The following is a 20838-nucleotide window of genomic DNA, read 5'->3' as shown; positions in this document are numbered from 1 at the left end:
GAATCAACCTCGCCACCGAAGACCTCGACGGCACCTTCGAACGCCTCCAGGCCGGTGATGTGGAAGTGGTCCAGGAACCCACCGAACAGCCGTACGGCATCCGCGACTGTGCCGTCCGCGATCCCGCGGGCAATATGATCCGCATCCAGCAACTGCGCTGACCGGAGGTCCACCCACCGATCCGGCACGCATACCGGCCCGTCCCACCGGACGGGCCGGTCCGGCAACACCCGACCGCTCGAGCCGAGCCGGCCGATGTCGACGAACCGCGACCACCGCAGAGGGAGACAGATGAGCACCGCCACGAAGACCGGCACCCGCGCGTCCGCGACACACGCCGCCGACAGCCACGACCTCATCCGGGTGCAGGGCGCGCGCGTGAACAATCTCAAAGACGTCAGCGTGGAGATCCCGAAACGGCGGCTCACCGTGTTCACCGGCGTCTCCGGTTCCGGCAAGAGCTCCCTGGTCTTCGCCACCATCGCCGCCGAATCCCAGCGGATGATCAACGAAACCTACAGCGCCTTCGTCCAAGGTTTCATGCCCACCCTGTCCCGGCCCGACGTCGACCTGCTCGAAGGCCTCACCACCGCAATCATCGTCGACCAGGAACGCATGGGCTCCAACCCCCGTTCCACCGTCGGCACCGCCACCGACGCCAACGCCATGCTGCGCATCTTGTTCAGCCGGCTCGGCGACCCGCATATCGGTTCACCCAACGCCTACTCCTTCAATATGCCGTCGGTGACCGCCAGCGGCGCCATCACCGTTCAGCGCGGCGCCAAAACGGTCGCCGAGAAAGCGACCTTCAGCCGCCTCGGCGGTATGTGTCCCCGCTGCGAAGGCATGGGCTCGGTCACCGACTTCGACCTCACCGCGCTCTACGACGACAGCCTCTCCCTCAACGAAGGCGCCCTCACCATCCCCGGCTACAGCATGGACGGCTGGTACGGCCGCATCTTCCGCGGCTGCGGCTACTTCGACCCGGACAAGCCGATCAAGAAGTACACCAAGAAACAACTGCACGACCTGCTCTACAAAGAGCCCACCAGGATCAAGGTCGAAGGCATCAACGTCACCTACGAAGGCCTCATCCCGCGCATCCAGAAATCCTTCCTGTCCAAGGACGTCGACGCCATGCAACCCCACATCCGGGCCTTCGTGGAACGCGCCGTCACCTTCACCACCTGCCCCGAATGCGGCGGCACCCGCCTCACCAAGGAAGCCCTGGCCTCCAAGATCAACGGCAAGAACATCGCCGACCTGTGCGCCATGCAGATCAGCGACCTCGCCGACTGGGTCCGCGAACTCGACGAACCCTCGGTCGCCCCGCTCGTCAACGGCCTGCAGCATCTGCTCGACTCGTTCACCGATATCGGGCTGGGCTACCTCTCCCTGGAGCGCCCCTCCGGCACTCTGTCCGGGGGAGAGGCCCAACGCACCAAAATGATCCGCCACCTCGGCTCCTCGCTCACCGACGTCACCTACGTCTTCGACGAACCCACCATCGGCCTGCACCCGCACGATATCCAGCGGATGAACGACCTGCTGCGCCAGCTTCGCGACAAAGGCAACACCGTCCTCGTCGTCGAACACAAACCCGAAGCCATCGAAATCGCCGACCACATCGTCGATATCGGCCCCCGTGCCGGCAGCGACGGCGGCCAGATCGTCTTCGAGGGCACCGTCGACGGACTCCGCGCCAGCGACACCCTCACCGGACGCCACCTCGACGACCGCGCCGCCCTCAAGAAAACCGTGCGCACCCCGTCGGGCGCCCTCGAAGTCCGCGGCGCCGACTCCCACAACCTGCGCAACGTCGACGTCGATATCCCGCTCGGCGCCCTCGTCGTCGTCACCGGCGTCGCCGGCTCCGGCAAGAGTTCCCTGATCACCGGCTCGGTTTCCGGACGCGACGGCGTCGTCACCATCGACCAGGGCGCCATCCGCGGCTCCCGCCGCAGCAACCCGGCCACCTACACCGGACTCCTCGACCCCATCCGCAAAGCCTTCGCGAAAGCCAACGGCGTCAAACCCGCCCTGTTCAGCTCCAACTCCGAAGGCGCCTGCCCCACCTGCAACGGCGCCGGCGTGATCTACACCGACCTCGGCGTCATGGCCACGGTCGAATCCACCTGCGAGGAATGCGAAGGAAAACGCTTCCAGGCCGCGGTACTCGAATACACCCTCGGCGGCCGCAATATCGCCGAAGTACTCGATATGTCGGTGGCCGAAGCCGAAGAGTTCTTCGGTTCCGGCGACGCCCGCCTCCCCGCCGCCCACAAAATCCTCGACCGGCTCGCCGATGTCGGGCTCGGTTACCTGCGCCTCGGCCAGCAACTCACCACACTCTCCGGCGGTGAACGCCAGCGCATCAAACTCGCCACCCGGATGGCCGAGAAGGGCGGAATCTACATCCTCGACGAACCCACCACCGGCCTGCACCTCGCCGATGTCGAACAGCTCCTCGGACTGCTCGACCGGCTCGTCGACTCCGGTAAATCGGTCATCGTCATCGAACACCACCAGGCCGTGATGGCCCACGCCGACTGGATCATCGACCTCGGTCCCGGCGCCGGACACGACGGCGGCCGCATCGTCTTCGAAGGCACCCCAGCCGATCTGGTCGCCGCTCGCTCCACCCTCACCGGTGAACACCTCGCCGCCTACGTCGGCGCCTGAACCCCTTCTGGAACACCACCTCGCCGTTGTGGACCACGGCGACCGCCATCCCCGGGATATCGGTGTCCCGCATCAATTCCTCGGCGCGATATTCGAGGGTGCCCAGAATATGCTCGACGCGTCCACCCGGGATGGCGACTCCGGCTGCCTGATCGGGCCGCGGATCCGATGGCGAGGTCGAGGGCGCTGCCGCCCCCGGCACCGGTGTCGGTTCCCGGTCTCCACACCCCGATACGAGTCCCGCGGCGGTCACCACGGAGACACAGAGAACTACCAGCCGACGTCTGCGCATAGCTCGCCTCCGGGAGGTCGTCGCTGACATGAGCCCAGTCCGTCCCGAGCCTGATTCCCTCTCACGCCCGAACCGGGTACGCGGCCGCTGTGTTTCCGGCTCGGGTGTGGGGAGAACAGGGGAGTGGAGCACCGCCTGGGTCGCCGGGAGCGGGGCGGCCGGCGGTTACCCCCTGAGCACCGGAAGGCTTTGAGGGCTCCAGGTAGTAATTGCCGAAGATCGTGCGGATATGGCGTAGCGCCCGAGAGGACGGCAACCGGCCAACAGCGTGTCCCGCTGGCCGGGTTACGGGACGCGCCAAGATTAACAATGCCCATACGGCGATATGCGCATCCGATTATGTCTAACCAAACATAATCGCTCACCACAGGCAAAAGAACAAGGAAGAGGCTTCATATAAGAGAGGCGCTGCCTGCGGGCAATCCGATCTAGTAGGGGAGAGGACGTCGCTGACCGGAACGTTCATCAGCCAGGGGCCCGTTGACCACGAGTTGAACCAAGCGGGCGGCTGACGCTTCGCCGGGCTCGGTGGCTACAGTCCGTATCTTTCTCGTACCTTCTCGGTATGATTCTTGGCTTCCTGGTAGAAGTCGGGGAAAGTCTGTCCTTCCCGTAGTGACCGAGCGGCTCTCGCGGCCTGGTCCGAGTGTTCTTGTTGCACTTCCGGACGACGCAGACTCCAGTCTGCGGGGCCTTGGCCGATCGGTGTCTTCGGATCCAGGAATGGGACCTGATTCTCGACATGGTTGATCATCGCCTCACCGAGTGTCCGGGCCGCGGGTGCTCCATTCACGGTCGGTCGGTAGTCTCGATATTCTTGCATCACCTCCATCGTGTCCTCGACAGTGTGTATCTTCAATCCGTGCTCGCTGACCGTCCTGCCGAGGGGTCGTTCATCGGAGACACGGGCGGAGGTAAGATTTTCCGGACCCAAATGCACGGCACGCAAGTACCCTTCGGAATCGGATGTGTTTTGCAGGTCGACACCGATGACGCCCCGCGCGACCGGGTCTTCGTGTCCTATGCCAGGTTGTATTCTTTTCGACTCATCGAATTTGGTGCCGAGTATTGCTTCCGCTCCCCGGTCGGTCTGAGCGGGTAGGTAGTCGAGCATTTCCGCGTGTGAGCGGAACAGCTTCGCAGATCGGAGTTCGTCGAGGCCACGACCGTCACCGAAGTTGAGGTCGCTGTAGTTGTCGGCGGCCATCGCCAACGCGCGGTCGGCGGCGGGGAATCCCTTCAACTCCGCATGTTGCTGCAGGCTCTGCATATCCTTCGGCAGATAGGCACCGTTGTGGTAGCCCGAAAACGCGCCGCCGTTCTCGACCAGTTCCTTCTCCCCGAAATGCGGGAGAATATGACCGATATCACCGTGACCGTACAGCGCATTCGTGCCGTGCAACGCATTGCCGGCGAGCCTGGTGGCAGCGGGTGCGTCGGGGTGATTGAGAACATGATCGGGCAGGTGCGAACGCACGAGATCCAACTCGTGCCTTATCACATTATCTGGTAGTGGCGGTCGGCTCGGGTCGAGAATTGTTTCTCGGACACGAAGGAACTTCGCCAAATCCTCGGGGGTGCCAGCTTTGTGCAAGCCGACAGTCAGGTCCGGCAGCCCGATGACCTGTATGCCCTCCGGACCTTCGCTGGTTCGCCACATACGAGGGGCGTAATCGCCGTAGGAGGTACCTTGCCCGCCGACTTTTACCCTCAGCTCGCCGTTCACGAGCGATTCCCCCACCCGCGACCATTCGGGTTGCTGCTGTAAATGGTCGAAAGCCCCCCGGGACACGAAGAGATCGACATTGGTGGGACGAGGAAAGCGGTCCGGGAACACCGCCTGCAACGCAGCATCGCCTCCGACGGCCGATTCCCGTGCCACCCTGCTGCCGAGTTGGCCGACTGTCGCCTCGAGCGTGGGGAGCTGCCGCAGTGAACCGGGCGCGACCTCCGTTGCCCCGCCGCGATCGATGGCCTCCACACGACCCGGCCGCTCACTCGCCCCGGAACCAGACTCCTCAACCCGACGCCGTCCGTCCTGTTCCTGACCGGATATCACCTTCCTCGCCTGATCCGCACGCTCCCCGGTCTGCCGAATCGGCTTCTCCGCTGCACCGGCGACGTCGGGGATGACACGCCGGACCAGTCTCCCGGCCACATTTCTAAGGAACCAGCCGGGGAACCCGCCGCTCACCGTGCGACCACATCGAATTCCGACGGACGATGCGGGATCACGCCACCCGCCTTCAGCCGAGCATCCTGGGCAGCCACCCGCCGATCACTCAACGCGACGCCGGGTATCTGCGCCGACGGCGGTGTCGGTGGCCACCGCCGTCTTGGCCGGTCCGAGATAGCGGTGCAGCCGGCCCATACCCTCGTCGGCGGTGTTGATCGGCACCGGATCGGCCAAAGACTGCACCCGATCCCGCTCTCGCGCAGATCGTGGATCAGGTTCAGCACCTCCCGCAGATTGCGACCCAACCGATCCAAGGTATGCACCACGATCCGATCCCCAGGCCGCGCATAGGCCAACAGCTCGGACAGACCGGGCCGGTCCACCGTCACCCCGGTCTTCTTGTCGATAATATCCGCGGTTCCGCAATACCGGCCTCGGCGAGCGCGGCCAGTTGGCGATCGAGGCTCTGCTTGGTCGAGCCGACCCGCGCATAGCCGAGGTCCCAACGACCGGCGGGGTGATAATCCACCGAAATCATGGCGAAACCGTACCGGAAACCGTTGCCGCACACAGGTTGGTCAAGTCCAAATGCGTGGTGTAACAGGGTGATCGCCGCGTGATCCTGTGTGGTCAGGCGGTCAGGGCTGCGGGTTCGGTGTCCTCCTGTTCCCCGGTGGGGTCGCTGGGGTGGCGGGAGCGGGTCAGGACGTCGAGGCCGAGGTAGCGGCGGCCCTCGATCCACTCGTCGTGGTTTGCCCCTTTTGGGCTTACTCGGTCTGTCCCCTTGGTAATGGCAGGGGGAGGTGTACCCGCTCGACGTCGGCATGATTCGCAAAGGGCCGACGATCTGTCGCTGCGGTTCTGCTTGTGGAGCGGCGGTCGGCAGCCTCGTGTCGGGACCTCCGGGCATTCTCGCGTGGCGAGGCCCCGCCCGCCCCGTATTGCGTCATGTGACGAATTGTGAGAGTGGGGGTTTCCTTCTCAATGAGACGGAACCGCAAGCGTGATCGCAAATGATGACGCCATCGCGGGTGTCGAACTCCGCGCACTCCTTGGTGCCGCCGCCGGCGGAACGCACTGGTTGTCCACGGTATCGACGAACGGTCGCTGTGCCGGCGAAGCCCCGCTCACCAGAACGCCGATAATCTACATTATGTCAACTAAAGTCTTGCGTATTGCATCAGATGAATCAGCCCTACCTCCCCTGATCACGTCGGCGCCGACTCTGCGACTGTTGGTCCCAGGCCGGACGTCGCCAACGATCTGATCTGTATATACGCCGCCACCGTCAGGAGTTGGTCGGTACTCGGGCTCCGGAGGGAAGCCACTTATCGGTTCCAGCGTCCCGCCGACGCCGAATCCGCAGGGTTACCAGTAAAGCCCTGTACGCAGGCTCGGATAATCAAGGAAGCGCGACCCCGATCCCACATGAGAGATCGGTGATCGATCGGTCAGCGTTGAGGCGTCAGCGTGATGGCGCCGATCAGCACCCCACCCAGATACGCCGGGCCCTCGTACCCGCCATGTCCGTCGCTGATCAGCACGACTCGGTGGCCGGGAAATAGGTCCACGTAACCACCGTCGGGCGTCGAATGAATTGGGTAACGCCCTATCAAGACCAGGTCCCCGCCCTCGACGCGCCCGCCGCGTTGCAGGAGCACGATTCCGGACGACCACGTCGTGGACGTATAGGCGCCGGGTTCGACGTCGGCGAATGCTTGACCGACCGTGCCGAAGAAAGTGCCGGCACCCACGGCCATAGCAATCGCAGCTGCCCGGACTATCGCTGTTCTGGCGCGAATGGACATCGTCAACTCCTGTCGCATCGAGTTGCCAACTCTACGCCGGCCAACTCTGATCCGGCCGAATATGCACGAATCGAATATGCAGGGCCAGTAGTCCGCCGCGTACTACCTCGGCTTCACGGCGGGCGGACAGCGATGCGGTCGGTCACTACGTCGATCAGCGGGGCGCGGAGTTCCGGAACCCGGTAGCGTTCACCGATCAGCGGCCAGCACGGCCGCGAGGCCTTCCTGCAGGTCCTCGACAAAATACTGGGGCACCTCCAGTGACGGGAAATGTCCCCCGGTCTCGGGCGACCTCCATCGGACGATCCGCCGGTACCGCTCCTGCGCCCAAGGGCGCGGACACTTCTCGATGTCGCGGGGATACATCGTGATTGCCGACGGGACGTCGACCCGGAGTTCGGGATCCAGCGAGTTGTGGCTTTCGTAGTAGATGCGGGCCGCCGATGCACCGGTACGCGTCAGCCAACACCGGGTGACGTCGTCGAGAACCCGGTCTATGGAAAGCGTCTCGAACGGGCTGTCTTCGGTGCCGCTGTCCTGACGCCCGAGGGCACTCGGCGATGGCGGCTCGGCTCGGCTTCCCCTGTAGAGGATGCCCGGGGCGTGATCGCCGCCGACGCGGTCGACATCATCGCAGGCGAACGAGACGGAAAATTGGCCCTGTGCGTCTCGCCGACCTGCCGGGCCGCCTTCTTCGATACCAGCCAGAGCCGCACCCGCAAATGGTGTGACATGAACACGTGCGGAAATCGTCAGAAGAAGGCGCGCTTCAAATCCAACCAGCGCAAGAGTCCCAGATCAACGGGGTGATCGTTACCAGTGTGCTCGCCGGTGTCACCGCCTCGTTCGTCCACCGCATATTCGTCCGGCGACTGATCCGGACCACGCCCGGTAAAGCTCTGTTCGACCTCCGGCGACAGCAGGAGGACGGCAACTCTCCGACGTGGTGGCGGTGATCGAGCAGTGGCTCGTCGGGGCCTTCCTGACGGTCGCAGCGCCGCGGCAGCTACCGGGCGGGCTCCCGATGACCACGGAAAGCCTTGCCCCGATGAGTTTCGCGCGCCGAGCGGGTCTACCCGGTTATGAGGAGACTGATCTACGGGTTCAGCGTGTCCCTGGACGGCTACATCAACGATCGCGACGGCAGTATCGACTGGACCGACCCGGACGATGAGCTGCACCAGTTCCACAACGACCGCTTCCGCGACGTCGAGGTCTCGCTGCACGGCCGCAGGCTGTACGAGCTGATGGCCGAGTACTGGCCGCACGTGCCCGATGACGCGCCACGCATCGAGCGTGAGTTCGCCGCGCTCTGGACCGCGAAGCCGAAGGTCGTCTTCTCCCGGACGCTCACCGAGGTGCACTGGAACAGCACTCTGGTCGGCGAGAACGCGGTCGAGGAGGTCCGCAGGCTGAAGGCCGGCGGTGAGGGCGTCATGGAGGTCGGTGGCGCGAGCCTCGCGGCCTCGTTGATGCCGCACGGGCTCATCGACGAGTACCAGCTGTTCCTGTTGCCCGTGGTGCTCGGGGGCGGCACACCGATGTTCCCCTCACCGGCCCAGCGCCTCCACCTCCGATTGGCCGAGACGAGGCACTTCGACAGGGTGGTGATGCTCCGCTACCTCGCCGAGTGAGCGCCGTTTGGCGATCGCCGAAGGTGATCCCGATACTTTCCTGCCCCGCCGGCCGGGGCGCGGGCGGGCGCAGTGTTTCCGGGTTAGTTCCGAGGTTCCCGGTCGCAGCACCGCTCGCGCCTCGGCTTTCAGCTATCGATGCGATTCACCATTCCGCGACGCGCCTTTTCGGTATTCCGATGTGGGCGGTGATTTCAGGCGCTCAGCGGAGGGGAAGGCGGAAATACGACCGGCAACGCTGTCAATGCGCGGTGGAAGGGGCCGGGACGCCACACGAGGCGTTCCAGGGGTACTTCCAGCTGCAATTCCGGAAGGGCGTCCAGCAGTTGGTCGATGATTTCCTGCGCCAGGATAAGCGAGAACGGCCTGGCGTGCGCGGGGCAGGCGTGCGGTCCGGTGCTCCACGCCAGGTTCCATCCGTTGTCGATGAATTCGCCGGTGTTCTTCTGCGGGTCGGTATTGCAGGCGGCCATGCTGATGATCACCGGCTGGTTGGCGGGCAGGAACTGGCCTTCGACGTAGATGGGTTGGCGGGGGTAGGTGATGCAGTAGTTCGCCATCGGGGGGTCGGTGGCCAGCCGCTCCTCCAGTGCGGTCTTCGTCGTCAGGTGACCGTCCCCGTCGTAGCTGGTGTACCGCTCGTCGGTGAGCATCAGCACCAGGGTGTTGGCGATCAGGTTGACGGGTGGCTCGACTCCGGCGGCGAACAACAGGACCAGTTGGTTCACCACTTCCTCGTCGGACAGCCCGGCCGGGTCCTGGATCATCTTGGTGGTGACGTCGTCGCCCGGGTGCACGCGCTTGAGGAGTGTCAGTTCGAGCAGGGCCTGACCGAAGGCCATGTTGACCTGCTCGGTGTCGACACTGTCGAACATCTGGGCGCTGGCCGCGGCGACCCGCTGGCCGATGTCTTCGGGACAGCCGAGGACCTGGCACAGGACCGAGAAGACCAGCGGAAGGGCGTACTGGTTCAGCACGTCGGCGCGGCCGGTCTCGCAGAAGGTGTTGATGAGCGGGAAGGCGGATCGCTCCACCATGGGGCGCACCGTGTTCAGGTCGATTCCCTGCTCCAGTGCTTCGACCACGTTTCTGCGGAGCCGCCGGTGCTGTTCACCGCTGGTGCGGATTGCGTTGGGCCGGTATTCGACCATCGGCTTGATCGGGCAGTCGTCGGGAATCTCTCGCTGCCAGATGCTCGGATCGGCGGGAAAGCGGTCGCCGTCGCTGAGTATGCCCTTGGCGGTGTCGTAGTTGATGACCAGGGTGGCGGGCACTCCGGGCCACATCTCGACCGGAACCAGCGCGCCATACGCTTCGCGCATCTGACGGTAGGCCCGGTGGGGATCGGCGGCGAACTCTTCGCTGTAGATCGGGACCCGGGGGCCGTTCTCGATGCTGTAGATCGGGGTTCGAGTACCGTCCGCGAGCGGTGAGCCGGTGACAGCACCCTGGCGGGTGTACTGCGGATACACGTAATCTCCTTGATATCGGTTTGCGGAGGAATACTAACCGAGGCGAGAGCCGGGTGAGGGCTGCCAGGTGGCTATGTTGTTCTCCGCCAACGGATTTGTGGCTTATTGCGGGTAATCCGAACACATTTCGCGGTCGGGGTATCGGTCGATATCGCCCATATTCGCCCGAATGACCGCTCCGGCCGCGCTTCGGACACCGTCGCATTCACCACATAGTTGGAGTCGTGCGGGGTGTGACGAACGCCGCGGGCAGGGCACCCCGCCGAGGTGCCCTGCCCGCGTGCGTATCGGAGGATCAGCGACGGGGCCGATCGCGGCAGCGCGAGTCCCAGGCGGCGGCCAGGTCGTCGGACAGCACCGGAGCGCCGAGCATCTCGTCGTCGAATTCGAAAGCGGCCAGCAGGGCGGGGAGGTTGTCGGCGAGGGTGTCGATGGCCTCGTAGAGCAGTCCGCTGCGCAGTTGCTGTTTGACCGCCTTCACGGCGGCCACGTCGAGTAGTCCGTGGGTGAGGTACCACGCCGCGTGCTTGTCGATCTGGTCGAGCGCGAAGACGTCACGGACGGCGGCGATCTCGGGGTGATCGGCGTGTTCGTCGAGGACTCGCAAAGCCTGTTCGACGCAGTAGGCTTCCGCGAGTTCCAAGGCGTCCGGGATGATCTCCAGCCGAGCTTCGAGTGCCGGGTTGCTCAGGTGCGGTTGTGCTTCCTGGGCGATGGTGAGTGTCCGGGCGTGGAACAGGCGTGCGCGGTCTGCCGGGTCGGCGGGGTCGTGGAGGACGGGTTCGGGCGGCTGGGAGCCGGTGAATTGTTTGGCCAGTACGCGACCGGCGACCGAGCCCATGACGGAGACGTCACCTTCGCCGGTCATGGCGGCGTGACAGACACCGAGGTAGCTGGCGACCCGGTTGGCGCTGAACATGCCCTGGGCGGCCATTTTCACGCGGCAGTCGGTGACCGTCTGCAGTGCGTGCCGTTGGATGAAGTCCTTGGCCAGCATGACCGACACGACGGTGTCGCGGGCGGTGAGATCGCTGCCCGCGAGCAAGGTTTTCACGGAGTTGCCGTAGAGGGTGCGGGCGACGGTGCCGGCCAGGTCGGTGAGCAGTGTGTCACGCACATGGGGGATGTCGAGCATGTACGGCTTGTCGGTCGGTGTCATCGGAACCACTCGCCTGCTCGCGTAGTTCAGGGCGATGTAGAGCGATGCGCGGGCTTCGGCGTTCAGGCAGGAGGACAGTGCCAGGCGTCCGACGGTGAGCTGGCTGATCGCCGAGGCGAATGCGCGTTTGCGGCTGGCCTCGTCGCGCCAGGTGAGTACGCCGTCGTCGTCGATGGTGGCGAGGTCGTTGCTGAGCCAGGCGTCGCGTTCGACCCGGAGGTTGTCGAAGCTGATGACGGAGTTGTCCATGATCACCAGTGGCTGGTGGTCGAGCTGGGTGATGGTCACTCCGGGGGCGGGTGCGCCGTCGGCGCCGCGCAGGCGTGCGGTGAACAGGTGCACGCCCTGGTCGACGCCGGCGGCGTCGATGAACCGTGCGCCGATGACGCAGACCCGGGCCACTTCGATCCCGACGCTGGGCATGAATTTGCGTGCTCTCGGGTCCGGGGTGTTGAGCACGAACCCGTCGCCGTCCCAGGTGGCGGTGGTCCGCATGAACTGGATGTTGGAGCCGCACTCGTATTCGGTGAGCAGCATGACTCCGACGCTGGACGCGTCGTCGAGGTCGAGGAGGTAGGGCGTGGCGGAGTCGGAGTCGGTGAGGGTGGCCAGGCTGCCCGAGGCCAGGTTGTAGTGGCCGGAGATGAGTGGGATCAGGTCCGTCGCCAATACCGCGCACTGGTCGAACACGGCGAACAGTTTGGGGAGGTCGGTGGCGACGGCTCGGGTGCCGATCTGCCTGACGAGGTCGCCCAACTGGTCGTAGGCGTTGAGACGCCGCTGCTCCTGACTCTGCTGCTCCGTGACGTCGTAGTCCGGGTTGATCAGGATCTTCTGCAGCTGCTGATGGAACTCCGGACTGCCGTGCCGAATGATATCGGCCAGCGAAGTCTGTTCCACGTACGCGTCGGTAGCCATAACCGCCTCCTACTAACTAATTTCCGGTCCCAGCGGTCACTCGTTCACCGTTGGGCATACTGGGCCATCGCTACCGGGCACCGGCGCAGGGCGGTCGCCGCGTTTTCGTGCGGGTACCGCCGGGGCCGAAGCGATGGGCCGGACGATCACCTGTCAAGAACTCGTCGCGCCACACACCTTCACGTGGGGCTTCTTACCGCGGCCCGGCCGATGGGAGTCGCGTACCGCGCGCCGGGGTGGGCGTGCGGTACCCCGATGCGTGGCCGGGATCGGGGAAAGGGTTCCGGCCGCGGCCGTTCCCTCGGGGGTGGCCCATCACCCGGATGGAACCGCCGATGGGACGGGCGGTCCGCCGGGCTCGGCCGGGCGGTGGCGTGGGTGCTCCGCCGGGCCGATTTTGCGGTCGCTTCAGCGTGCGGCACCATCGTTGCCGCAGAGTTGCCGTTGACCGTTCGGGACACGGAAAGGATTGTGCCACAATCGTTCTTCGGTCTCATGGGGAAGAATCACAATCATTGGTCTAGGCCGATGACCTGGCGTTCTGGGGATTACCGGCTGACCTGGACGTATCGAGAGGCGGCAGCGCCTTTCGCCTGGCTGTAAATTCGCCAGGAAAATTACCCTACGTAACGGTCGGTATTGTCTACGGATTCACCGATCGAGCCGTTCGTCGAGGATTCGGGCGATCTCCTCGACCGCCGCCGGATCGGTCATGGCCAGGTGAGCCGCCTCGATATCGATATTCGAGATCCGCCCGCCGACGACCGGCGCCCACCCGGCCCAGCCGGCGGCATCGGGACGGCGGTCCACCGTCGCCGTGAAATACAGCAGGTCGGCGTCGAGAACCTGTGGCCGCCAGATACTCGCTGCCCGCATGGACTGGTTGTAGGCGTCGGTCATCCGCTGGATCATGTCGGCATCGACCGGGAAGCCCTCGCCGAGGTGCCGCCTGATGAGGTCGGCCGCCTCCTGCGGGGTCGCGTCCTGGTCCACGAAATCGATGCCCAGGACCGGGCCGAGGTTGCTGATCAGTTCGCCGGCGGTGACCGTGACGACCTCTGCGGGATCAATGTTGGCGGCTTCGGCGTCCAGCAGGGCCAGCAGGGCGACCTGCTCCCCCGCCGCTCGCATCTCGACGGCGATCGCGTGCGCGATCTGACCGCCCAGCGACCAGCCGAGCAGATGGTAGGGCCCGTGCGGCTGGACGGTCCGGATCTCCGCGAAGTACCGGCGGGCGGTGTCCTCGATGGTGGCCGGCCCGGGGAGTTCGCCGCCGATCTGGGGTGCCTGGATGCCGTAGATCGGCCGGCCGGGCGCCAGGTACTCGGCGAACGGGCGGTAGCTCCAGGCCAGACCCGAGGCGGGATGGACACAGAACAGTGGTGGCCGGTCACCGTCGGCCCGGATCGGCAACAGGACATCGAAACCGAAGGTGGCGGCCGCATCGGCGGGGGCGTGGCCGGAGCGCATCCCCGATTCGATACGTTTGGCCAGATCGGCCGGCCTCGGATCGGACAGGATCCAGCCGACCGGAACGTCGTAGTCGAGTTCCTTCTTCAGCTCGCTGACCACTTGCACCGACCGTAGCGAGTTACCACCGAGGGCGTAGAAATCGTCGTCCGCCCCGACGCGGTCCACACCGAGTACGTGCCCGTAGGCGCGGGCCACTTCGCTTTCCAGCCAGGACGCCGGTTCCCGGTACTCACCGACCGCGAACTCCGGTTCGGGCAGGCGCGCGCGGTCGAGTTTGCCCGAGGCCGTGTAAGGCACGGTGTCGAGCACCATGACCGTGCCGGGCACCATGTAGCCGGGCAGTTCGGTGGCGGCGTGGGCGAGGACCACGGCGGTGTCGAGGGTGACGCCGTTCGCGGGGACGAGGTAGGCGACGAGCTGGTCCCCGGCGGCGGCGGTATGCACCGCCACGATGGCGCGGGCGACGCTGTCGTGTTCGGCCAGTACCGCCTCGATCTCGCCGAGTTCGATACGCAGGCCGCGCAGTTTCACCTGGGAGTCGGTGCGGCCGAGATATTCCAGTTCGCCGTTGGGGAGGCGGCGCGCCAGGTCGCCGGTGCGGTAGAGCCGTTCGCCCGCGGTGAAGGGGTCGGCGACGAACCGTTCCGCAGTGAGTCCCGGACGATCCTGGTAGCCGCGGGCGACCTGGTCACCGGCCAGGTACAGGTCCCCGGCCACTCCGGGCGGTGCGGGTTGCAGCCGGCTGTCCAGGACGTAGGCGCGGACGTTCCAGACCGGCGTGCCCATGGGAATGTTGCCGTGGTCGGCGTCGGTGACCAGGTGTTCGGTGGCGTGCAGGGTGAATTCGGTCGGCCCGTACACGTTGTGCAGTTCGGTGCCGGGCATCACCCGGCGGGCCGCGGACACGACGTCCTGGCCGAATGCCTCACCACCCACGAGCAGCGCCCGCAGCGAGGTCAGTGATCGGGCGGGGGCCGTGTCGGCGAACGCCGCCAGCATGGAAGGCACGAAGGAGGTGAGGGTGACCCGGTGGGCGTCGATGGTGTCGGCGAGGTAGGCGGGATCGGTGTGCCCGTACGGTTGCGCGATGATCATCCGCGCCCCGGCCATCAGGGTGGCGAACAGTTCCCACACCGAGACGTCGAAGGTGGCGGGGGTCTTCTGCAGCACCACATCCTCCGGTTTCAGGGAGTGGGCTCCGATCATCCAGTGCAGTTGGTTGAGCACCGCGCGGTGCGAGACGGCTACGCCTTTGGGTCGTCCGGTGGAGCCGGAGGTGAACAGAACGTAGGCGATGTTCTCCGGTCGCAGCGGCGTGCGGCGTTCGCGGTCGGTGACGGGCCCGTCGTCGAAGCCGGAGAGGTCGAGCCCGTCGAGGGTGGTCAGTACGACGACGGGGTTCGCGGTGGCCAGCATGTAGTCGATACGTTCGGCCGGGTGGTCCGGGTCGACCGGGACGTATCCGCCGCCGGCTGCGTGCACCGCGTGCATCGCGGTGACCTGATCCAGCGAGCGCGGCATCCGCAGCGCGACCAGCGTTTCGGGGCCGACGCCACGCGTGATCAGCAGCCGGGCGAGGCGGTTGACGCGGGACGCGAACTGCGCATAGGTGAGTGTCTCGTCCGCCGTGGTGACCGCGGGCAGGTGGGCGTGTCTGCGCACCGAGTCGGTGAACGCGGAGGCGAGTGTTTCGTCCGCTCTGAGGTGGTAGGCGGTGGTGTTGCACCAGATCAGTTCGGCGTCGCGTTCGGTGGGGTCGAGCAGGTCTACGTCGTGGACGGGCTGGGTGGGATCGGTGGCCATCGCGTCGAGTAGCCGCAGCAGGCGGTCGACGATGCCGGTGGCGGTCGCTTTGTCGAACAGGTCGGTGGCGTAGGTGAGTCCGCCGCTGATACCGGTCGGCGTGCCGGCGGCGTCATAGGTGTCGGAGACGGTGACCTGCAGATCGAACAGGGAGGTTCCGGTGTCGGCTTCGACGGCCGAGACCGACAGTCCCGGTAGTTCGAAGTCGGTGGTGGTGAGGTTCTGGAAGGCCAGCATCACCTGGAACAGCGGGTGGTGCGCGGGGGTGCGTACCGGGTTGAGTTCCTGGACGAGCCGTTCGAACGGGACGTCGGCGTGCCCGAATGCGGCCAGGTCGGTGCCGCGTACGTGTTCGAGCAGTTGGGTGAAGGTCATTCCCGCGGTGAGCCGGGTGCGCAGGACGAGGGTGTTGACGAACATGCCGACGAGGTCGTCGAGTTCGGGTTCGCCGCGGCCCGCGTACGGGGTGCCGATGGCGATATCGTCGGTGTGCGCGAGCCGGGCCAGGGTGGCGGCGAGGGCCGCGTGGAAGACCATGAACAGGGTGGTGTTGTGGGCTCGGGCGACTTGTTCCAGTTTCGCGTGCAGTTCGGCGTCGAGTTCGATCGGCATATTGGCGCCCGCGTAGGTCGGGGCGGGCGGGCGCGGCCGGTCGGTGGGTAGTTCCAGCAGGGCGGGCAGGTCGGCGAGCTGCCCGGTCCAGTAGTCGATCTGGGCGCGCAGCAGCGAATCGGTGTCGTGCTCGGTGCCCAGGACGGTGTGCTGCCAGATCGCGTAGTCGGCGTACTGCACGGCCAGCGGCGGCCAGGCGGGGGGTTCGTGGTGCAGGCGGGCCGAGTAGGCGGCCATCATGTCGCGGGCGAGCGGGCCCAGTGATGATCCGTCGCCGGAGATGTGGTGCAGCACCACGGCCAGGATCCACTCGTCGTGGTCGAGCTCGTACAGCCGTACCCGGAACGGGACCTCGGTGGTGAGGTCGAACACCGTGGACACGAAGGTGGAGAGCCGGTCCACCAGTTCGGATCGGTCGACGGGGGCGACGGCCATGGGGGGTACGGCGTCGGCGGCGGGCAATACGACCTGCGCGGGTTCGCCGTCGTGGTGCGGGTAGACGGTCCGCAGTACTTCGTGACGGGTCATGACGTCGTCGACGGCGGCGTGCAGGGCGTCGATGTCGAGCTGCCCGGTGAGGCGGATGACGATCGGGATGCTGTAGGCGGCGGAGTCGGGTTCGAACCGGTTCAGGAACCACATCCGCTGCTGTGCGTAGGACAGCGGGACGTGGTCGGGGCGGGGTTGGGCGGTGAGCGCGATACGGCCGGTGTCGGCGTGCGATTCGGCGCGGGCGGCGAGTTTCGCGACGGTGGGTGCTTCGAAGATCATCGCGACGGGCACGGACGCGTCGAGCGCGGCGCCGATGCGGGCGGCGACGCGGGTGGCGATCAGGCTGTTGCCGCCCAGTTCGAAGAAGTCGTCGTCGGCGCCGACCGGGCCGTCGGTGCCGAGTACTTCGGCGTACACCCCGGCCACGATCTCTTCGACCGGTGAGGACGGCGCCCGGAACTGCCTGGCCTGCAGGACCGGCGCCGGGAGGGCCTTGCGGTCGAGTTTCCCGTTCGGTGACAGCGGTATCGCGTCGAGCACCATCACCGCGGCGGGCACCATGTAGGACGGCAGTGCCGCGGCGGCCGCGGCGACCAGTTCTTCGCCGGCGATAGTCGCGCCCGGCGCGGGCACCACATACGACACCAGCAGTACGGGTCCCCCGCCGTCGCGGCGTGGCACGGTGATCGCGAACGAGACGTCCTCGCGGGAGCCGAGGACGGCGTCGATTTCGCCGAGTTCCACCCGGAAGCCGCGGACCTTGATCTGGAAGTCGTTGCGGCCGACGAATTCGAGGTCGTGGTCGGCGTTCCAGCGGACGACATCACCGGTGCGGTACATGCGTTGCCCGGGTTCGCCGTAGGGGCAGGCGACGAACCGGGCGGCGCTGGTCGCGGTCCTGTTCAGGTAGCCGCGGGCCAGGCCGGGACCGGCCAGGTACAGCTCCGCGGGTACGCCGACCGGTACCGGTTGCAGCCGGGAGTCCAGGACGAGGGCTCGCATACCCGCGCGCGGGGCGCCGATCCGGACCCGGTCGCCGGGGAGCATGTGGGGGGCGGCGGTGGCCACGACCGAGGTTTCGGTCGGCCCGTACAGCACCCGGAATTCGCGGGTGCCGCCGCGGTCGGTACCCGCCCACCGGTTCACCAGATCCGAGGGCACTTCCTCGCCTCCGGACATGACGACCTGCAGATCGTCGAGTCCGGTGGGGTCGACGGAGGCCAGCGCGACGGGTGTCACGAAGGCGTGGGTGACGTGCTGGGTGCGCAGCAGGTCGGCGAGTTCGCTACCGCCGTACATTCCGGCCGGGGCCAGCACGAGGGTGGAGGCGCCGCCGGTCGCGAGCATGATCTCCAGCAGGGAGGCGTCGAAGGACGGGGAGGCGAAATGCAGTATGCGGGAGGTGTGGCCGGTGCGGTGGGCGGCGTGCTGGGCGGCGAGGAAGTCGGCGATGGCGCGGTGCTCGACGGCGACGCCCTTGGGTACACCGGTGGAGCCGGAGGTGAAGATGATGTAGGCGGTGTCGGTGGCGCGCAGTGGAACACAGCTTGTTCACAGCGAGTGCGCAGGGGGATGCCGGCGCCGTGGGTCAGTATGGGTGGCATGAGTGGGGCGCAGGGCGGAGTACCTGAGGCGCGGGTACTGGTCGTCGACGACGAGACGATCGGGTGGATCAGCACCTGCGGGAGCAGGCGCAGACCTGGGCGCGGGCCGGTAGCCGGCCACCGTTACCGCTGCCGGGGGGGCCGGGGCGGGAGCGGCCGCCCGTGCTGTACTACGCGCGGGTCGAGGACGACTCGGGCTCCTTCACGGTCCGGCTACCGCGCCACCGGCCGGAACCGGCCGGTCCCGCCGCCGCGGGCGACAGCGGGAACCGGAGCTGACTCAGGCGGGAACGTTCGCGCCGTGGCCGAGTTCACGCAGCGCCTGCTTGATCCGTGCCTGCGCGTCGTCGAGGGACTCCGGCGCCGGGTTCGGATCGGCACCGGAGATATCGAAATTCCCCATGGTGAACGCCGGGAACACGTGTACATGCAGATGCGGGACCTCGAGTCCCGCGATCAGCAGACCCGCCCGCGGCGCGTCCCAGGCCGCGCGCACGGCCTGCCCGATTTTCTGCGCGACCCCGTTCAGGCGCGCGAAGACCTCGGGTTCGATGTCCTGCCACTGATCGATCTCTTTGCGGGGCACCACGAGGGTGTGTCCCGGCGTCACCGGCGCGATGGTGAGGAACCCGACGAATTCGTCGTCCTCCCATACGAACCGGCCCGGCAGGTCACCGGCGATGATCGCACTGAAAACAGATGCCATGGGGCGAGACTAGTGTTGCCGCGCCGAAGAACACACTTACGCTCCGACGAAGTGCGACAGAATTCCCTGTACCTCGTAGATGTCGACCTGGCGGTTGAACTTCTTCTGCAGCGGCGTGTCGGTGCCCGAGATCCACAGCACCAGCTCCGCGTCGAGATCGAAGGTGCCCGCTGTTTCCACCGCGAAATGGGTGATCGAGCGGTAGGGGATGCTGTGGTAACTCACCTTCCGGCCGGACAGTCCCTGTTTGTCGATGAGGATGAGTCGCCGGTTGGTGAAGAGCATGGCGTCGCGGACCAGGATGTAGGCGGAGTAGACCTGTTCGCCGTTGCCGAGTAGCCGTTGGTATTCCTGCTGGGCCCGGGCCGGCTCCACCTGTCCGGCGTTCCCCATGATTCCGTCCATCAGACCCATTGCGCACGTCCTCCCGTATACGCGCACCGGGATCGCTGGGCCCCGGCACGCGGGTTGTCCACCCGTTCAAGGTGTTTCCTCCATCATCCACGGACAGTCGGAGGCGGGGTGAAGTCGCTGGTACAGGGCGGGGACCGGCGGTGAACCTGCCCCGCCGAGCATCGATAGGGCACCTATAAGCTGTCCGGGTGCGAGTACTCGTCATCGGTTCCGGAGCCCGTGAACACGCCCTCGTCCTTGCGCTGCGCCGTGATCCGGCGGTGAGCGCGATCGTCGCCGCGCCGGGTAACGCCGGTATCGCCCAGCACGCGCAGGTGCGGCCGGTGGACCCGAGTTCCGGGGAATCGGTGGCCGCGCTGGCCCGGGAGGTGGCCGCGGATCTGGTGGTGATCGGTCCGGAGGTGCCGCTGGTCCTGGGCGTGGCCGACGCGGTGCGCGCGGCCGGGATCGTCTGTTTCGGCCCGTCGGCCGCGGCGGCCCGCATCGAGGGATCGAAGGCGTTCGCCAAGGACGTGATGGCGGCGGCCGGAGTGCGTACCGCGCACAGCGAGGTGGTGGACTCGCCCGCCGAATTGGATGCGGCGCTGGACCGTTTCGGCCCGACCTGGGTGGTCAAGGACGACGGGCTCGCGGCGGGTAAGGGTGTGGTGGTCACACCCGACCGGTTGGTGGCCCGCGGACATGCCGCCGAACTGCTCGAGCTGGGGCATCCGGTGCTGCTGGAATCGTTTTTGGACGGCCCGGAGGTTTCGCTGTTCTGCCTGGTCGACGGGGAGACGGTGGTGCCGCTGCTGCCCGCGCAGGATCACAAGCGGGTGGGTGACGGCGATACCGGGCCCAATACCGGTGGAATGGGCGCCTACACACCGCTGCCGTGGCTGCCCGACGGGACGGTCGAGCAGATCGTCGACGAGGTGGTGGCTCCGGTGGCCGCCGAATTGGTCAGGCGTGGAGCCGCTTTCAGCGGCCTGCTGTACGCGGGGCTGGCGATGGGCGCGGCCGGGCCCGCGGTGGTGGAGTTCAACTGCCGGTTCGGTGACCCGGAGACCCAGGCGGTGCTCGCTCTGCTGGACAGCCCGCTCGGCGAACTGCTGTACGCCACCGCGACCGGCACGCTGGCCGGGACGTCCGCGCCGCGCTGGCGCGACGGCGCCGCGATCACCGTCGTGCTGGCCGCGGAGAACTATCCCGCCCGGCCGCGGTCCGGCGATGTGATCAGCGGTGCCGGGGACGCGGCGACCGACGACGCGGCGACGGTGCTGCATGCCGGGACGGCGCAGCGCGCGGACGGTGCGCTGGTCTCCGCGGGTGGGCGCGTGCTCAGTATCGTCGGCACCGGAGTCGATCTGGCGGCGGCCCGCGAGGCCGCCTACGACCGTTTGGCCGGTATCAAACTGACCGGGAGCCACTACCGCTCCGATATCGGACTGGCCGCTCTCGAGGACCGTATCTCTCTCTGAGACCAGGCGGTGCGGGCGGCGCCGCGGCGTGCGCTCGCCCGCACCGGGGCCGGCCAGCCGGCCCGCCGCAGAGGGGGCTGCGAAGTCGGTTTCGATGGTTCCGGTTCGTTGGGGGGCGGAGTTGGGGGCCGCG

Annotated in this window: 14 protein-coding genes and 4 pseudogenes; 7 read left to right on the top strand and 11 right to left on the bottom strand. The window is 66.7% G+C overall.

Annotation, left to right across the window (positions count from 1 at the left end; genetic code table 11):
• Positions 1-161, top strand: a 161-nt coding sequence (locus ACLML9_RS18895) for a VOC family protein (RefSeq protein ID WP_411946763.1), incomplete at its 5' end; no start/stop codon positions are given.
• A 130-nt stretch (positions 162-291) separates the two neighbouring features.
• Positions 292-2682, top strand: a complete 2391-nt coding sequence (locus ACLML9_RS18890; protein ID WP_411946762.1) for an ATP-binding cassette domain-containing protein — start codon at positions 292-294, stop codon at positions 2680-2682.
• Positions 2683-3506: 824 nt separating this feature from the next.
• Here the strand turns inward: ACLML9_RS18890 and ACLML9_RS18885 are convergent.
• The 6 genes and pseudogenes from ACLML9_RS18885 to ACLML9_RS18860 form a co-directional block, all read right to left on the bottom strand.
• Positions 3507-4955 (bottom strand): hypothetical protein, encoded by a 1449-nt coding sequence (locus tag ACLML9_RS18885; protein ID WP_411946761.1) that lies wholly within the window; start codon positions 4953-4955, stop codon positions 3507-3509.
• Positions 4956-5252: 297 nt separating this feature from the next.
• On the bottom strand, positions 5253-5393 hold the full coding sequence (locus tag ACLML9_RS18880) for a hypothetical protein (RefSeq protein WP_411946764.1): 141 nt from the start codon (positions 5391-5393) through the stop codon (positions 5253-5255).
• Between the two features lie 62 nt (positions 5394-5455).
• A pseudogene (locus ACLML9_RS18875) lies at positions 5456-5533 on the bottom strand (recombinase family protein); the annotation flags it as partial.
• A gap of 2 nt (positions 5534-5535) precedes the next feature.
• Positions 5536-5688, bottom strand: coding sequence for a hypothetical protein (locus ACLML9_RS18870; protein WP_411946760.1), 153 nt, complete (start codon positions 5686-5688; stop codon positions 5536-5538).
• A gap of 913 nt (positions 5689-6601) precedes the next feature.
• Complete coding sequence (locus ACLML9_RS18865) at positions 6602-6958, bottom strand: hypothetical protein (protein ID WP_411946759.1); 357 nt, start codon at positions 6956-6958, stop codon at positions 6602-6604.
• A 189-nt stretch (positions 6959-7147) separates the two neighbouring features.
• Positions 7148-7492: pseudogene (locus ACLML9_RS18860) on the bottom strand (epoxide hydrolase); the annotation flags it as partial.
• On the opposite strand from ACLML9_RS18860, the pseudogene ACLML9_RS18855 reads away from it, so the two are divergent.
• From ACLML9_RS18855 to ACLML9_RS18845, 3 genes and pseudogenes are all read left to right on the top strand, one after another.
• A pseudogene (locus ACLML9_RS18855) lies at positions 7487-7768 on the top strand (CGNR zinc finger domain-containing protein); the annotation flags it as partial. The pseudogenes ACLML9_RS18860 and ACLML9_RS18855 sit on opposite strands and share 6 nt — an antisense overlap.
• Positions 7765-7914 carry a hypothetical protein gene (locus ACLML9_RS18850; protein WP_411946758.1) on the top strand — a complete coding sequence of 50 codons (150 nt, stop codon included), beginning with the start codon at positions 7765-7767 and terminating at the stop codon, positions 7912-7914. The pseudogene ACLML9_RS18855 and the gene ACLML9_RS18850, both read left to right, overlap by 4 nt.
• A gap of 126 nt (positions 7915-8040) precedes the next feature.
• A complete protein-coding gene (locus tag ACLML9_RS18845; protein ID WP_411946757.1) occupies positions 8041-8592 on the top strand; it encodes a dihydrofolate reductase family protein in 552 nt (183 codons plus the stop codon).
• Between the two features lie 194 nt (positions 8593-8786).
• Here ACLML9_RS18845 and ACLML9_RS18840 read toward each other — a convergent pair whose 3' ends face one another.
• The 3 genes and pseudogenes from ACLML9_RS18840 to ACLML9_RS18830 form a co-directional block, all read right to left on the bottom strand.
• Positions 8787-10064, bottom strand: a complete 1278-nt coding sequence (locus ACLML9_RS18840; protein ID WP_411946756.1) for a cytochrome P450 — start codon at positions 10062-10064, stop codon at positions 8787-8789.
• A 295-nt stretch (positions 10065-10359) separates the two neighbouring features.
• Positions 10360-12141, bottom strand: coding sequence for a hypothetical protein (locus ACLML9_RS18835; protein WP_411946755.1), 1782 nt, complete (start codon positions 12139-12141; stop codon positions 10360-10362).
• A gap of 651 nt (positions 12142-12792) precedes the next feature.
• Positions 12793-18060, bottom strand: a pseudogene (locus ACLML9_RS18830) (amino acid adenylation domain-containing protein); the annotation flags it as partial.
• Between the two features lie 128 nt (positions 18061-18188).
• Between ACLML9_RS18830 and ACLML9_RS18825 the strand changes: the two are divergent.
• A complete protein-coding gene (locus tag ACLML9_RS18825) occupies positions 18189-18404 on the top strand; it encodes a hypothetical protein (RefSeq protein ID WP_411946754.1) in 216 nt (71 codons plus the stop codon).
• Between the two features lies 1 nt (position 18405).
• Here the strand turns inward: ACLML9_RS18825 and ACLML9_RS18820 are convergent, their stop codons facing one another.
• A complete protein-coding gene (locus ACLML9_RS18820) occupies positions 18406-18831 on the bottom strand; it encodes an HIT family protein (RefSeq protein WP_411946753.1) in 426 nt (141 codons plus the stop codon).
• Positions 18832-18867: 36 nt separating this feature from the next.
• Positions 18868-19245, bottom strand: a complete 378-nt coding sequence (locus ACLML9_RS18815) for a PH domain-containing protein (RefSeq protein WP_030522883.1) — start codon at positions 19243-19245, stop codon at positions 18868-18870.
• A gap of 188 nt (positions 19246-19433) precedes the next feature.
• Between ACLML9_RS18815 and purD the strand changes: the two genes are divergently transcribed.
• Positions 19434-20705 carry a phosphoribosylamine--glycine ligase gene (gene purD, locus ACLML9_RS18810; RefSeq protein WP_411946752.1) on the top strand — a complete coding sequence of 424 codons (1272 nt, stop codon included), beginning with the start codon at positions 19434-19436 and terminating at the stop codon, positions 20703-20705.
• Positions 20706-20838 lie beyond the last annotated feature (133 nt).

The organism is Nocardia sp. NPDC002869, from assembly GCF_046764065.1.
GTDB classification, from domain to species: domain Bacteria; phylum Actinomycetota; class Actinomycetes; order Mycobacteriales; family Mycobacteriaceae; genus Nocardia; species Nocardia rhamnosiphila.
This window is presented reverse-complemented; position numbering and strand designations above follow the sequence as displayed.